Raw genomic sequence first — 15,101 nt, 5'->3', positions numbered from 1 at the left:
GCGAGGGCTTTGCTTAATTGGCCGTGCGGGAGTGAGGCTCGATGTGGGGCATTTTTTTGTGTGGCCTCGGATGGCGAGCGAACGCAGACGGCCTTGTTTTCGTGGCCGATCGATGGCGTTGGGCTACGGCAGTCACGCCACACCTCCCGCGGGACACAGCACCGCCCATCGTTTGAGGTTCATGGCCAAGCAGAGAAGACGCAGATGGGTATGGTTGCGTGCCAAGCCCAGATAGCGAGCGCGCGCCCAGCCGTAAACGCCCTTGAGGCGCGCAAAGACCTGCTCGACCGGCGCGCGGCGGCGTCCCACGGCGTCGTTGAAGCGCTTCTTCCGCTCGGTCAGGGGATGATGCTTGTTGGGCCGGAACATCAGCCGCGGCTTGATGCCCCGGGCAGCCAGCCCGGCGCGGCGCTCGTGCTTGTCATAGGCCTGGTCGGCGTAGACCGCCTTCTCGTCGCCGCTGATCAATTCATCGGCCGGCACCGTATCGTTGACCGCAGCGTCGGTCAGCTTACTGCGACGGATGATCGCCGAGCACTGGTCGACACCGACATGCGCCTTGTAGCCGAAGTATCGCTTGCCACCCTTCTTGGTCCATCGCGCATCCGCATCGCGCTCGCTGTTGACCAGCTTGCTCGGCGCGCGCCCGTCTGGGCCGGGCGGCAGCGGGTCCTTTGGCGGCTTCGGCGGCTTCACCGCCGCCGGGATCAGGCTGGCGTCGATCAATGTGCCTCGACGCAGCACCAGCCCGCGCGCGTCGATCTGGCGCAGCATCTCGGCAAACAGCGTCTCGTCCAGACCGGCCTGCTGCAAAGCTTCGCGGAAGCGCCAGATCGTCGTATGGTCGGGCGTCTCGTCGCCCAGCGCAAAGCCGCAGAAGTCGCGGAAAGAGGCCCGGTCATCGAGCGCTTCTTCCAGTTCCGGATCGGACAGCCCGTACCATTGCTGCAACAGCACAGCCTTGAACATCACCAGCCGAGGATAGGCCGGCGCGCCACGCTCAGGTTCCGGAAGGCCGCACAGCACGCGCTCCACAGCCCCCCAATCGACCAGTTCGCAAATCCGCCTCAGCACCGCACCGCCTTTCCCACGCCGCGACGCCAGCGCATCTGCGAAGCTCGGTTGCCCAACCTGCCGATATGCCATCCCAAGACCCTCTTCAGATCTCTCCTAGTGAATCGCAGATTCGCGATTTGTGCAAAGCCCTCGCTTGCGGGAGAGGGTTGGGGAGAGGGTGTCTCCACAGAGGGATTCCCCAAGAGGAGAGAACCCTCACCCGGCGCTTCGCGCCGACCTCTCCCGCAAGCGGGAGAGGTGGAGCCCGCGGCGCCGTCCATTCCGCCCAAATCGATCCCGCCGCAGCCGCCTCAGATCGCATCCGCGCGGAGCAGCGTGTCCACCGTGATGGTGCCGCGGGCGCGGGAGACGCAGGCGCAGATCTTCTGGTTGCTTTGCTTCTGATGGTCGCTGAAGAAGACGTCGCGATGATCGATCTCGCCGTCGACCGCGACCACGTCGATGGCGCAGAGGCCGCATTCGCCGCGCTTGCAGTCGTACATCACATCGTGGCCGGCGGCGTTGAGCACATCCAGCATCGAGCGTTCGCGCGGGATCTCGAGCTCGGTATTGGTGCCCTTCAGCCGCACGCGAAACGTCTCAGTCGGCAGCGTACCGCTGGAACCAAAGGTCTCGTAGCGGAGATCGGGAAGCGGATGTCCGGCTCCGATCCAGGCGTGGCGCGCGGCATCGAGCATCCGCATCGGGCCGCAGAACAGTGCGAGCGCATTTTGCGGAAGTGAGGCGAACACCGCGTCGAGATCGAGCCGCCTGCCTTCGTCGCTGGCATGAACCACCAGGCGATCGCCGAGCAGCTTTGCAAGATCGTCGAGATAAGCCGCATCACCGCGCCCGCGCACGGCATAGTGCAGCGTGACGTCCACCCCGCGGCGCGCCAGCGCCTGCGCGGCGCCGAGGATCGGGGTGATGCCGATGCCGCCGGCGATCAGGCAATAGGTTTCGCGCGCCCAGTCGACCGCGAGCAGTGACGACGGCCGCGTGATGTCGAGCCGGGCACCCGGCGCGAGCTGCCACATGTAGCGCGAGCCGCCGCGGGAATCCTCCGCGCGGCGCACCGCGATCCTTAAACCCCGCGACGAGGCCTCGCCGACCAGCGAATAGGACCGCGTCTCCGGCAGGCCGTCGATGGTCACGCTGACATTGATGTGGCTGCCGACGGGATAGGCGGCGCCGTCAAACTGATCCGGCAGGATCAGGAATTCACGGATGCCGGGCGCGAGATCACGCGTCGACATGAGCGTGGCCGGGGTCCAGGTTTCGATGAAGCGCATGGCACTCCCCCTAGTTGGTTGCGGTCTTGATCAGCGCAAGCGCCGGCAGGAGGTCGAGATGGGTGCGGTTGCGCAGGGCGAGGCGCAAATTGCGCACGGCGAGCCGGGCGTGCTCGCGCATGATGGCTTCGGCGCGGGCGCCTTCACGGTTCTCGATCGCGTCGATCACGACACGATGGTGCTCCTGCCCGATGATCAAAATCTGCTGCGCCTCTGGCAGCGCAGACTGCGCCATCACGAAGCCGCTTGGGGAGGCGAACGGCAGCGCCGAAGCGCGGTCGATCTGCCGGATCAAGGGCGGGCTGCGCGATAGTTCCGTGAGCAGCGCATGGAAGCGCGCGTTCAGCGTGACATAGGACGAGAAGGCATCGACCGAGTTCGGCACCTGCCGCAGCAGATCATCGATCGCGGCGAGACATTCCTTCAGCGGCTCGAGCTCGCGCGCGGACACGCCGCGCTCGGCGGCAAAACGCGCGGCGAGGCCTTCCAGCGTACCGCGCAGCTCGATGGAATCGGAAATGTCGCGCTCGGAAAACGCCTTGACCATGAAGCCGCCGGAAGGGATCGCCTCCAGCAGTCCCTCCTCCTCCAGCCGTACCAGTGCCATGCGCACCGGGGTGCGCGAGGCGCCGGTCGTCTCCACCGCCTGAAGCTCGGAGATGCGTTCGCCCGGACGCAACGCGCCCGACAGGATCTGGTCGCGCAGGGCGAGTTGCGCCTTCACCGTCTGCGAGACGGAGCGGTCGACCTCGCGCTCGGCCATGTCCTTACTCCGCGGCCTGGAGATGCTGCGGCGGGTTTTCCTTCGCGACCATCCTGTCGATCAGCTTGCGCGTCCACATCGCGCCGGCGTCGATGTTGAGGTTGTAGAAGATGCGATCCGGATTCTCGTCCATCGCGCGCTGCTGCGCTTCCAGGATCAGCTCGTCCTCGTGGAAGATGCCGGAGACGCCGTCGCGGATCTCGGTGGTGATGCGCTGCTCGCCGATCTGGTAGTTGCGGACGAAGGCCCAGAAATAATGGCAGGTCTTGTCGGTCTCGGGCGTGATGGTGTTGAGCACAAAGCCGTTGACGCCCTGCGAGCGGTCGCCTTCCGGCGCGCCAGTACCGGTCGGCGCCACGCCGACGTCGATGGCGATGGTGCAGGGAGCCTCAAAGCGAATGATCTGCCAGCGGTCGACGAGGCCGGACTTGCCGAGTTGCTTGGCCCAGAACGGCGGCGCCTCGATACCGCGCATCCAGCGCGTCACCGTCACCGTCTTCTCGCCATGGGTGACGTCGAACGGCGCCTCCGCCACAGCTTCGTTGCCGATGGATGAGCCGTGCACAAAGGTCTCGTGGGTGAGGTCCATGAGGTTGTCGAGCACGAGGCGATAGTCGCAATTGACGCGGATGGTCTTGCCGTCGCCGGCCCAGGCCGGATCGTGGTTCCAGTGCATGTCGGGCACCAGCGCGGGATCGGCCAGAGCGGGATCGCCCATCCAGAGCCAGATGTAGCGGTGCCGCTCGACCACAGGGTAGGCGCGGACGCAGGCCGACGGATTGATGGTCTCCTGCGAGGGCATGAAGGTGCAGCGCCCCTGCGCGTTGTATTTCAGGCCGTGATAGCCGCAGACCACGGTGTCGCCTTCGAGCCGGCCCTTCGACAGCGGCACCAGGCGGTGCCAGCAGGCGTCCTCCAGCGCGGTCACGGAGCCATCGGCCTTGCGGTACATCACGACGTGCTTGCCGCAGATCGTCCGCGGCAGCAGCGCCGGCTTCACGTCGGCGTCCCAGGCAGCGGCATACCAAGCGTTCATGGGGAAGGGTTTGGTCATCGGTCTCACTCCCACGGCTTATGAATACGTTATGTATACAATAGTTGAGGGATAGAATCATTCAAGACCGAAATTGGCGTACTATAGTACCTAAATATGATATTATGTATACAGCTATACCCCCGCTGTCATTCCCCGCGAAAGCGGGGAATCCAGTACGCCGCGGCGGTCATTGGTTCAGACAATTTCCGCTGCGGCGTACTGGATCGCCCGCCTGCGCGGGCGATGACACCGTTTGGTACGGCGAGGCCTTCCACTGGCCGGGAAGGCGGCACGGCGTTTCGGCTTGGCGCCTTACGCCCCGAACACCTTCTTCAGCCCCGCCTGGGCTTCCAGCTGAATCCGCTTCAGGTGTTCGGTGCTGCGGAAACTCTCCGCGTAGATCTTGTAAACGTCCTCCGTGCCGGAAGGCCGCGCGGCGAACCAGCCGAAATCGGTCTCGACCTTGATGCCGCCGAAGGGCTGGCCGTTGCCGGGCGCCTTGCTCAGGGTGGCACGAACGGGATCGCCGGCGAGGTCCTTCAGGCCGAGCTGCTCGGGCGTCACGGACTTCAGGATGTTCTTCTGCGGCACGGTGGCAGCAACGTCGATGCGCGCGTAATGGGGCACGCCGAGCTCGGCGGTCAGATCGCCAAAGAGCTGGCTCGGATCGCGGCCAGTCTTGGCCATGATCTCGGCTGCCAGCAGGCCGAGGATGACGCCGTCCTTGTCGGTGGTCCAGACCCCGCCGTCGCGGCGCAGGAACGAGGCCCCTGCACTCTCCTCGCCGCCGAAGCCGAAGCCGCCCGTGAGGAGACCGTCGACGAACCATTTGAAGCCGACCGGTGTCTCGACCAGCTTGCGGCCGAGCTTCTTGGCGACACGGTCGATGATCGAGCTCGATACCACGGTCTTGCCGATCGCGGCGTCCTTGCCCCAGTTCGGGCGGTGCGCGAACAGATAGGAAATCGCGGTCGCGAGATAATGGTTCGGGTTCATCAATCCGTTGGTGCGCGTCACGATGCCATGGCGGTCGGCGTCGGTGTCGTTGGCGAAGGCAACGTCGAAACGATCGCGCATCGCGATCAGGCTCGCCATGGCGTAGGGCGAGGAGCAGTCCATGCGTATCTTGCCGTCCCAGTCCACCGTCATGAAGCGGAAGGTCGGATCAATCGCCTCGTTCACCACCGTGGCCTTCAGGCCATAGCGCTCGATGATCGGATGCCAGTAATGCACGGCAGCGCCGCCAAGCGGATCGATGCCGATATTGATGCCGGCGGATTTGACCAGGTCGAGATCGACGACATTGCCGAGATCGGCAACGTAGGGCGTGATGAAGTCGTAGGCGTGGACGTTCGCGGATTTCTTCGCCTTCGCATAGTCCATGCGCGCGACGCCCTTGAGGCCGTCGGCGAGATAGGCGTTGGCACGCTTCTCGACCACGCCGGTGACATCGGTGTCGGCCGGGCCGCCATGCGGCGGATTGTATTTGTAGCCGCCATCCTCCGGCGGATTGTGCGAGGGCGTGACGACGACACCATCAGCGAGCCCGCTGGTGCGGCCTTTGTTATAAGTCAGGATCGCGTGCGAGATCACCGGCGTCGGCGTGTAGCCGCCGTCCTTGTCGATCATGAGTTCGACGCCGTTGGCCGCGAACACCTCGACGGCGCTGGCGAGCGCGGGCTCGGCCAGCGCATGGGTGTCGATGCCGATGAAGAGCGGGCCGGTCAGCCCCTTTTCTTTTCTGTAATCACAAATGGCCTGCGTGGTCGCGAGGATGTGACCTTCGTTGAAAGAGTTCTTCAGCGAGGTGCCGCGATGGCCGGAGGTGCCGAACGCCACCCGCTGCGCCGGGTCCGTCGCATCCGGCTTGTTGGCGAAATAGGCCGTCACGAGCCGCGGAATGTTGGCGAGCACGTCCGGCGAGGCCACTTTGCCCGCCGCGGGATTGACATCAGCCACTGGAAATACCCTCGTCCTGTCGTACAGAGTTTGCGGGACACCATAGCATCGGCCCGGCCCCCGCCAAGGGCACAACACGCGCGGTGGGCGGCCGTTCCGGAGATCGTGCTATGGTGTTTTTTTGATCAGGTCATTTCGAGTCGGGTCATGGCGCTGTTTCACAGGCTTCTGTTTGTTCTGATCGCCTGGCTGGCAATGGCCTTGGCCGCGCCCCATGCGCGCGCCGCCGAATTCTACACCGAGGATCTCCGCATCCCGATGGCGGAGGCCGGGCCGCAGGGGCTGGAGGCGTTCCTGGTTCGCCCGGCCGGGACGAAACGCTATCCGCTCGCGCTGCTCAGCCACGGCTCGCCGCGCGACTACGATGATCGCGCGACCATGTCAGCGCACAAATATTACGGCATCGCGCTCGAATATGCCCGGCGCGGCTTTGCCGCGCTGATCGTGATGCGGCGCGGCTACGGCACCTCGCCCGGCGGCCGCGTCGACAGCGTCGGCGGCTGCGCCAATGCCGCCTATTTGCCGGCAGCCGCGGTCGCTGTCGCCGACTTGCGCGCCGCGATCGACGCGATGGCACGCAGGGCCGACGTCACGACGACAGGCATGATCGCGGCCGGGCATTCCGCCGGGGGCCTCGCCACCGTCGCGCTGACGGCGCAGGCGCCACCCGGTCTCGTTGCCGCGATCAGCTTTGCCGGCGGCCGCGGCTCGCGCGACGATGACGACGTCTGCAATCCGGATGGGCTGGTGCAGGCCTTCGCCTCCTTCGGCAAGACCTCGCGGGTGCCGATGCTGTGGGTCTATGCCACCAACGATCTGTTCTTCAGCCCCGATCTGGCGCGCCGGCTCTATGACGGATTTCGCACCAGTGGCGGCAACGCGAAATTCATCGCGGCGCCGCCTTATGGCGACGACGGCCACTATCTCTATTCGGTGGAGGGCCGTCCGCAATGGACGCCGTTCGTCGACGCGTTCCTGCGTGAGCGCGGGCTCGGCCACGACATCCTGAGCCCGCCCGATCCGCTGCCGCCGCCCAGCGGGTTCAACGACGCCGCGCGCGCCGAGTTCTCCCGCTATCTCGCCAGCACCATGCCGCACAAGGCCTTTGCAGTGTCGCCCAACGGCGGTTACGGCTGGCGTTCGGGGCGCACCACGACGGATGACGCGCAACGCGATTCGCTCGCGGCCTGCATGAAATGGTCGCCCACCTGCACGCTCTATGCGGTCGATGACCGGCTCGCCGGGGCTGCGCAGAAGACGTCCACGGACCAGAGCTCGCGCGCACGATAGCGATGCCGTCATCGCCCATGGCAAATCGGTTGTTAACTCGGACGATATAAGACGTTCCCTATGCTGCGGAACCCGGCACATCCACATCACCACGCGACGTGGCGACACGTGGCGATGGCTGTGCTTTTGATGGCCTCGACATGCGCCTATGCGCAAGACGACGCGGTGAATGACGCGGACACCAATTCGGCCATTGGCCGCGACGGCGCAGACCTCGGCGCCGGTGAGACGCCGACCTCCCGGGCCTCGATCCGAAAGATCATCGAACGCGAAACCGCCAAGACCAACCTGCCTGCCGACATCGCTGAGGCCGTCGTCTTCGTCGAGAGCGGATACAATTCGGCCGTCGTCGGCAGCGTCGGCGAAGTCGGCCTGATGCAGGTGCGGCCCGAAACCGCGGCGATGCTCGGATTCCGCGGCAACAAGGCAGAGCTCGCAGAGCCCGACATCAACATCCATTATGGGGTGATCTATCTCAGCCGCGCCTGGCGTCTCGCCGGCGGAGATCTCTGTCGCGCGCTGATGAAATACCGGGCGGGTCACGGCGAGGAGACGATGACCCCGCGTTCACAGGTCTATTGCAATCGCGCCCGCAACCGCCTTCTCGCCATGAACTCGCCAGCGCTGGGAACCCAGGCTGCGGCCGTCCCGGATGTGGCGCCGGCGCCAACGACGGTCGCACCGGCGCCAAGAGTGGCGGCGGCGATGCCAAAATCAGCGCGCGATTCAAAGGTGCTGGCACAGCCGAAGGACGTCTATGCGCGCTACCGTCAAGGCACGACCGCAGCAAGCCGGGCGTATTGGGCAGCCCAGGAAGCCCGCGTCGGCCTGATCAAGGCGCGCATCGAAGCCAAATGGAAGCGCGTCGCCTCGCGCTGAACCCTTGACGAGCCTGGCACTGTTGATGGACAAATGCGGACGCTCGTTTTCCGGGCAACCGTGCCGATTGGACGATCAGTTTTTTGCGTAAACCCGAATAGAGACCATGCACAACAGTTTGAGAGTTTTGTTCGCGATCTTCGCAACCGCGGCCGTGGCGACGTCCACCTTCATCGCCATCCGCCTCGTCGTCGGCTTCAGCGGCTGACCCCTAGAGCCGCTCGCTGAGCGCGAGCTTGTAGCCGACACCGGTGACGGTGGCGATCACGGGCGTGCCGCTGCCGACGAGCTTGCGGCGCAGCCGCGCCACCAACGCATCGACCGTGCGGATGTCGACCTCGGCCTGGCGATTGCTGACGACCTCGATCAGATAGTCGCGGCTGAGCGGCCGTCCGTCAGCGCCGACGAGGGCGGCAAGCAGGTCGAATTCTGCGCGCGTCAGCGCCACGGGCTTGCCGTCGCTGCCGAGCAGCTCGCGCCGCGTCAGGTCGATGATCCAGTCGCCGAAGGCGATCGAATTGTGGTTACGCGCCGCCTTGCGATCGATCGAGCGCCGCCGCAACACGCTGCGCGCACGCGCGAGCAGGTCGCGCAGGTTGATCGGCTTGGTGACGTAGTGGTCGCCGGCGATCTCGAGCCCGAGGATGCGATCGACGTCAGTGTCACGGCGGGTCACGAAGATGATGCCCGCGTTGCTGGTGGCCTGGATCTCCTTGGCGAGCTCAAAACCGTCGCCGTCGGGCAACTGCACATCGAGGAAGACGAGATCGGCGCGCCCGCGCAGCGCCTGGCGACACTCCGCGCAGGAGCCGGCACCGACCACGTCGAAATTGTTCTCGCTGAAGTAACCGACCAGCATCGTCCGCGTCACCGGATCGTCCTCGACGACGACCAGCCGCTCGCGGCCGACCGGACGCAATTCCTGAAGTGCGGAATCAGCCACGATGTTGGATGTCCTGTGTGCGTTTGAGCCGACCTGAAAATCCAGGTCGCCGCGCGATGCGCTGTCCTGTGAACGTACATTCACGGCTTATTCGAGCCCCCCGAAACTGCCTGCTGGAATACTAGGCTTGTTATGCTGCCCAAACAATATTCGTCATGGTATTGAAGTATTAAGTATGAATTGCCCCACACTTCTCACTGCGCGCATCGTTGCGCAGGACCTTGCTGGCACGAACAGCCTGATCCGCCCCGACGCCAACAATCCCGCTCATTCGGTTCCGGATTCAACCGCCGGTTAAGGTAAAGAAAGGCTTCCGCTTCGGTTTGACCGGCCGCGCCTCTATGCTTCGCCATCGCAAGCGCGAGAGAAACGCGAGACCACGGAGCAGGCGTGATGCAGGGGCAGGCCCGGTTGGCTGCCGGTCGGACCGATCAGGGCGCAACGCCGCTCAGTCGTTCGCACACGCTCGATTTCCTGCGCGGCCTCGCCATCGCCGGCGTGATGGCGATCCATGTCTCGCAGTCGTTTCCGTCGAACATCCACGCCGTCGATTTCACGTTCGTCTGCGGCTGGGTCGGCGTCAATGTGTTCTACTTCGTCAGCGCCATGACGATGTGCCTGATGTGGACGCAGCGCACGTCGGAAACCAACCCCACCCGCAAATTCTACATCCGCCGTTTCCTGCGCATCGCGCCGCTGTTCTGGCTCGCGATCCCGCTCTACCTCGTCATCAACGGCACGGGACCCAGCACCAACGCGCCTGATGGCGTCGGGCCGCTCCAGGTGATCTTGACTGCGACGTTCCTGCACGGCTTCTGGCCGGACAGCGTCAACAGCGTGGTGCCGGGCGACTGGTCGATCGCAGCGGAAATGACTTTCTATCTCGTCTTCCCGTTCGTGATCACGGCATTCGGATCGCGCCGCCATCTCTATCTCGCGCTGGCGATCGTGCTGCATCTCGTCAATGTCTGCCTGTTCAAGCCGTGGGCCTTCGCGCTGTTCTCGGCCTATTTCGGGCCCGGCCACGAAGCCTTCGTCTGGAACGCGCTGCACATCAGCTTCCTGAACCAGCTGCCGATCTTCCTGGTCGGCTGCGCGCTGTTCTTCGCGCTGCGCGACGGCTTTGCGAAATCGGACGCCGCGATCTACTTAGGCTTCATGGCGCTGTCCTTTGTCGCCGACCGCGCGACCGGCTCGCATGAGTTCAACTATCTCGTGATCAACCTCGTGCTCGGCGCACTCGTATTCTGGTGCATCCGCCTTGCGATGCGCTTGCAGCCGATCGAGGCGCTCGGCCGCAGCTCCTATTCGATGTATTTGTCGCACTTCGCGGTGATCTTTGGCCTGCGCCAGGTCTGGCCGCTGGCGGACGGACTGGTGTCGCTGCTGCTCGCCTATGTCGTCACCACGGCGCTGAGCTATCTCGTCGCGCGCGCGACCTGGCATCTGGTCGAACGGCGCGCGCAGGATCTGGCGCACCGCCTGACGTCGTCGGCGTCCAAGGGCATGCGCGCGGAGCCGGTCACCGCAGCAGGCGTGATGCTGAACGGCCGCAGCGCAGGCGCGTGAACCGTCTCAGGACGATCCGACCTCGATCCGATACGACAACACTTCGTCCGCGCCGGCTGCGATATGCATCAGGCCCGGCTTGTCAGTGAATTCGCCGTCGAAGTCTTTGGGGCTGGCATAGCCACGCCAGGGCTCGATGCAGAGGAACGGCGCGCCCGTCGGTTTTGACCAGACGCCGAGCTCGCGAAAGCCACGCCATGACATTTTTAGCCAGGGCCCGGCGCCCTGCCCGGCCGCATAGCGGACCGCGTGGCTGTTGACGGGATCGATAATGACAGCGTCGTTGGTGAACAGGGATTCCGACAGGGGGAGCACGGCGCCTCGGACGGGGCTCGGATCCGTTGCCGCGAGCAGCAGTCCCCCCTCGACACGGCGAACCGGAGATGGCTCTTCGTTCGTGAATGTCAGCGCGTAATCCTCTTTGGACATTCCGGGCTGAAGTGGCCAGTTGAAGCCGGGATGGCCACCGAGCGACACCGGCAATGTCTCCTCGCCGGGGTTGACGATTTTCAGCGTCACATCGAGGCCGGCCGCGTCGAGCGTGTAGGTCACGGCCAGCCGGAACGCGAACGGGTAGAGCGCGCGCGTCGCTTCGCTGTCCTCGAGCACCAACGTGCAGCTGCTGTCGCCACGCTGCGCCCATGCAAAGCGGCTGTCCCGCGCAAAGCCGTGCTGGGTCATCCGGTAGGTTTTGCCCCGGTGCCGCATTTCGTCATTGACGAGGCGCCCGACGATCGGAAACAGCAGCGGCGCATGGCGCGCCCAGGCGGGACCGGCCTGCCAGACGAAGTCAGTGCCGGCGTGCTTGAGCGAGCACATCTCGGCGCCGTGCGCTTTGATGGTGGCGGTGAGGTTTCCGCTACAGAGGGAGTGGATGTCATCACTCATACCGGACATCTACACCGCGGCTCCAGGGGCAGCAAGGCAACGCAGATTTGCGGAGACGCCCGACTTTGGCCTCGCGCGAAGAGCGCCAAGTGTCTGTATTTAGCGATTGCTCGAAGCGACCTGTCCGCGCAGCAGCAAGCCTGCAGGTGGTCGCCTCGGCTTGCGCATTAGCGAAGGACTGGGCTGCACAGGTCACGAGCGCAAGTCCCCCGCTGCGAAGTTCGCGGGGGAAAAATTAACGATATTTTCATTATTCGATGGCGCAAGGCCACAATTTGTTCTATATTTGTCCTGCCTGCGCAATAACGGCAAAGGCGGCCACCGCCGATGGATCAGATCGGACGGCGGCCTAACCACAGCAGACTGAATAGGAGTCTACCAATGGCTATCCGCCAGTATATGGCCGATTCGTCGGCGCTTTTCGCTTTTGATCTTCCTGTCTCCCAAGTGGCTGTCCGGTCGCGCCTCCCGCGCCCGCAGCTCACGGGCTCGTCGGGCCAGCTGACGCGCACGGCCGGCGACCATTCGCTGTCGTCGATCGCGATCCACTAGCCCTCGGCTCCATCGAGTTCTCCGAACGGCACACCCTCGGCACGCAGATGCCGGGCGGGCTGTCGTTCGGATCCCAACGGACAATCGATTGAACAGGAGATTTCAACATGTCGTACTTCAAGGACAAGCCGCTCATCAGCACGCGGACCACGAGCCATGTGTACCGCGCCTACGGCGGCGTCGCCGACGTTCGCGAGATCATCGACCGCGCCGCCCACGTCCGGGTGCTGGTGTTTCCGATGAGCCTGGCCTCCAGGCTCGTGGCGAGCGAGCTCGCCTGCCCGGCGTTCTACGCCATGACCGGCGACGCCACGGACGGCAGCGCTCCGATCTATCGCGGCGAGACGAACTGCTTCAGCCGGCGGCTCGGCGAACACCTCGCTGATCCGCAGAAGGCGTGGGCCCGCTTGATGGTCGTGGTGCGTGGAACCTCGAAGGAAGTGCGCTTCACGAAGGAGACCGCGGCCTACCTGCAGTTCTGGCTGACGCATGCGGCCGATCGCTGCGGCGTCATGAAGGTGGCTGCCGGCAGCCCGCCGCGGATGCCCGAGATCGATCCGCTGGAGATGCCGCTGCACGAGCGCATTCTCGAAGACGCGAAGCGAATGTTGTTCGATGCCGGGGTGACCGCGTTCGAACCGATGCCGGGCGGCTTGCCGCAGGTGGACGCGCCGGCGTTGTCGCCGGAGACGGCCGACGACGCCGAGAGCGGCCCGATGGAGATCGACGTGCACCTGCCGCCGGGCGGCGCGGAGTTCGAGTTGCGCTACGATGAGACGATCTGGGCGCGCGGCTATCCCGCCAACGACCGTTTCGTCGTGGCGGCCGGCTCGGATTTCCGCATCGCCACGAACCCGAGCGCGAGTCCGGTGACGCGAGCTCGTCGCGCCGCCCTGTTCGAGGCCGGCGTGTTGACACCAATCCCGGGTGCGGTCGATCGCATGCGTATCACCGTCGACATCGCCTTCCCCTCGATGGCGACCGCCGCCAAAGCGGTGTGCGGGGCGCATGTCGATAGCTCGAAGTGGCGGCCGGTCGATCCGCGACCGGTGATGCAGCTCTAGACCAACCGCGACTCGACGCCGCAGGAAGTTTCCTGCGGCGTCCATGTTCGTCCATCGCGTTCGACCGGGCCTTGCCCTCGTCCGCGATGGCAAGAGCGATCCGCGATTTTCACAATAGGACCGGCCGTCGCCGCGCTTTCCGGCGTCGACGGGAGCCGAGCAACCTCATGATAGATGATCTGGATGACCCGCCACTGAGCGACTTCGATGAGGATCTCATCGAAGGCGCGGCCGAAGATTCCGCATCCGGCGAGCAAGCCCCCGCCGACTTGCCGCGCGTATTGCGCTACGCGGTCCTGGCCTCGCGCGCCGACCATTCCATCTACCAGCGCCTCGCCGCCGAGATCGAGACGGTCTGCCCCGGCATCGCCTTGACGGTGAGCTGGATTGACACGCCCGATGCCGCAAATGGATGCGCGCTTGCCGTCGAGCTCGACCAACGGGCGGTCTGCGAGGACAAGTCGGAGTGCCGGAGCCTTGCCGATTGCGTCCGGCTGATCTCGCTCGCGCTACCTCGCGACAGGGCGCACGGTGAGGAACAACGCCGTGTCGCAGGCGCGCTTGTCGCCGCCCTTCGCAAGCTTCCGCAGTCCATCCCCGTCGCGCTCGCCGCCGAGGTCGAGGCCGTGGTCTATGGCTGGGCGGCGCTGCCCGTCTGCGCACACGAGGTGGTGGGAGCATTCCAGACGCCGGCGATCCGAGTAGCTGCGATGCTCGGCGCCCGCATGGCCCGCCGCAGGATCGATGAGGCCGAGGAGAAAGCGTTCGCCCGCTCCCGGGAGCGTCTGCGCAAAGCCGACGTGCGGAAGGCAGCGCGCCGCGACGTGGATATGGCGGGGCCGCTCCTGGCCGTTCCCGATGGCCATGTCGTCGTGGTGCGGACGGATCCGGTCACCATGGCCGGCCACAAATTCAATGAGATCATCAGGCCGCTGAAAGGCCTGATCGATGTGCCCTTGCCGCTGATCAAGACGCCGCCGCTTGCGGAGCTGCGCCGCCAGTTGATGGCCGAATTCGGCTATGCGGCCCGTGTCGTCGATTTCGTGCTGTCCGATCTGGTCGGCCGTCCTACCGTCGCCTTCCGCCCGCTGCTGTTGGTGGGGCCGCCTGGGGGCGGCAAGACGCGGTTCGCGCAACGGCTGCAGCAGCTTCTCGGCATCGGCATGTGGCGCACCGATTCCAGCGGCGCCGATGGCGCGGCCTTCTCCGGGACAGACCGCAGATGGGCGACTGCGCAGCCATGCCATCCGCTTCTGGCGATCGCCCGCGCCGGGCATGCCAACGTACTTATCCTGCTCGATGAGCTCGACAAGGCCGCGATCGGGAGAGACCATGGCCGCCTGTTTGACTGCCTTCTTGGGTTCCTCGACATCGACTCGGCGCGACAATATCCGGACCCCGCGCTGCAGACCACTGTGGACTTGCGACACGTTTGTTACGTCGCGACGGCGAATTTCATCGACAATCTGCCCTCTCCTTTGCTCGATCGCTTCCGTCATATTGTCTTCCCCAAGCCGTCAGAGGCGGACCTTCAAGCCCTGCTCCCCGTGGTGGTCACCGACCTCCTGCGCGACCAGGGGATGGACCAGCGCTGGATCGATGGCCTGACACTGACCGAAACAGCCGCCATCGCGCACCATTGGCGCGGCGGATCGGTGCGACGGCTCCGCCGCCTCGTCGAGATCGTGTTGCGCCAGCGCGACGGCCACGCAAGCAGCCATTGAACGATCTTTCTCGATCGCCCGGCCTGACCAGCGGGCGGAGGCCTCAGGCATTGTCATCGAACGTCCCCATCTGGCATCCTGGCCGA

13 protein-coding genes are annotated in these 15,101 nt (G+C 65.1%); 6 read left to right on the top strand and 7 right to left on the bottom strand.

Annotation, left to right across the window (positions count from 1 at the left end):
* Positions 1–132: 132 nt before the first annotated feature.
* The 5 genes from UB31_RS11815 to pgm all read right to left on the bottom strand — a co-directional run bounded on the left by UB31_RS11815 (position 133) and on the right by pgm (position 6,106).
* Complete coding sequence (locus tag UB31_RS11815; protein ID WP_050044708.1) at positions 133–1,146, bottom strand: IS5 family transposase; 1,014 nt, start codon at positions 1,144–1,146, stop codon at positions 133–135.
* Between the two features lie 221 nt (positions 1,147–1,367).
* Positions 1,368–2,348, bottom strand: a complete 981-nt coding sequence (locus tag UB31_RS11810; RefSeq protein WP_045011014.1) for a PDR/VanB family oxidoreductase — start codon at positions 2,346–2,348, stop codon at positions 1,368–1,370.
* 10 nt (positions 2,349–2,358) lie between these two features.
* Entirely contained in the window at positions 2,359–3,111 is a 753-nt protein-coding gene (locus UB31_RS11805; protein WP_045011013.1) for a GntR family transcriptional regulator, read from the bottom strand.
* Between the two features lie 4 nt (positions 3,112–3,115).
* Positions 3,116–4,165: an aromatic ring-hydroxylating dioxygenase subunit alpha gene (locus UB31_RS11800; RefSeq protein WP_045011012.1), complete on the bottom strand. Its 1,050-nt coding sequence runs from the start codon at positions 4,163–4,165 to the stop codon at positions 3,116–3,118.
* Positions 4,166–4,459: 294 nt separating this feature from the next.
* Positions 4,460–6,106 (bottom strand): phosphoglucomutase (alpha-D-glucose-1,6-bisphosphate-dependent), encoded by a 1,647-nt coding sequence (pgm, locus tag UB31_RS11795; RefSeq protein WP_045011011.1) that lies wholly within the window; start codon positions 6,104–6,106, stop codon positions 4,460–4,462.
* Between the two features lie 147 nt (positions 6,107–6,253).
* On the opposite strand from pgm, the gene UB31_RS11790 reads away from it, so the two are divergent.
* Both UB31_RS11790 and UB31_RS11785 read left to right on the top strand, forming a co-directional pair.
* A complete protein-coding gene (locus UB31_RS11790) occupies positions 6,254–7,396 on the top strand; it encodes an alpha/beta hydrolase family protein (RefSeq protein WP_045011010.1) in 1,143 nt (380 codons plus the stop codon).
* A 114-nt stretch (positions 7,397–7,510) separates the two neighbouring features.
* Positions 7,511–8,275: a transglycosylase SLT domain-containing protein gene (locus UB31_RS11785; RefSeq protein ID WP_502691253.1), complete on the top strand. Its 765-nt coding sequence runs from the start codon at positions 7,511–7,513 to the stop codon at positions 8,273–8,275.
* 211 nt (positions 8,276–8,486) lie between these two features.
* Here the strand turns inward: UB31_RS11785 and UB31_RS11780 are convergent, their stop codons facing one another.
* Positions 8,487–9,302 (bottom strand): response regulator transcription factor, encoded by an 816-nt coding sequence (locus tag UB31_RS11780; RefSeq protein ID WP_045007871.1) that lies wholly within the window; start codon positions 9,300–9,302, stop codon positions 8,487–8,489.
* Positions 9,303–9,611: 309 nt separating this feature from the next.
* Here UB31_RS11780 and UB31_RS11775 point away from each other — a divergent pair, with 309 nt between their 5' ends.
* Positions 9,612–10,787 carry an acyltransferase family protein gene (locus tag UB31_RS11775; RefSeq protein WP_045011008.1) on the top strand — a complete coding sequence of 392 codons (1,176 nt, stop codon included), beginning with the start codon at positions 9,612–9,614 and terminating at the stop codon, positions 10,785–10,787.
* 6 nt (positions 10,788–10,793) lie between these two features.
* On the opposite strand, the gene UB31_RS11770 is transcribed toward UB31_RS11775, so the two are convergent.
* Positions 10,794–11,675, bottom strand: a complete 882-nt coding sequence (locus tag UB31_RS11770) for an aldose 1-epimerase family protein (protein ID WP_045011007.1) — start codon at positions 11,673–11,675, stop codon at positions 10,794–10,796.
* Between the two features lie 381 nt (positions 11,676–12,056).
* On the opposite strand from UB31_RS11770, the gene UB31_RS41375 reads away from it, so the two are divergent.
* From UB31_RS41375 to UB31_RS40395, 3 genes are all read left to right on the top strand, one after another.
* Positions 12,057–12,227, top strand: a complete 171-nt coding sequence (locus UB31_RS41375) for a hypothetical protein (RefSeq protein WP_156175312.1) — start codon at positions 12,057–12,059, stop codon at positions 12,225–12,227.
* Positions 12,228–12,334: 107 nt separating this feature from the next.
* Positions 12,335–13,291, top strand: coding sequence for a DUF4357 domain-containing protein (locus UB31_RS11765; protein ID WP_045011006.1), 957 nt, complete (start codon positions 12,335–12,337; stop codon positions 13,289–13,291).
* Entirely contained in the window at positions 13,252–15,015 is a 1,764-nt protein-coding gene (locus tag UB31_RS40395) for an AAA family ATPase (RefSeq protein WP_245305980.1), read from the top strand. Before UB31_RS11765 ends, UB31_RS40395 begins: the two co-directional genes overlap by 40 nt.
* Positions 15,016–15,101 lie beyond the last annotated feature (86 nt).

This window comes from Bradyrhizobium sp. LTSP849, from assembly GCF_000938255.1.
Taxonomy (GTDB): Bacteria; Pseudomonadota; Alphaproteobacteria; order Rhizobiales; family Xanthobacteraceae; genus Bradyrhizobium.
The sequence above is the reverse complement of the archived record's forward strand: the minus strand, read 5'-3'. Positions and strand labels throughout refer to the sequence as shown.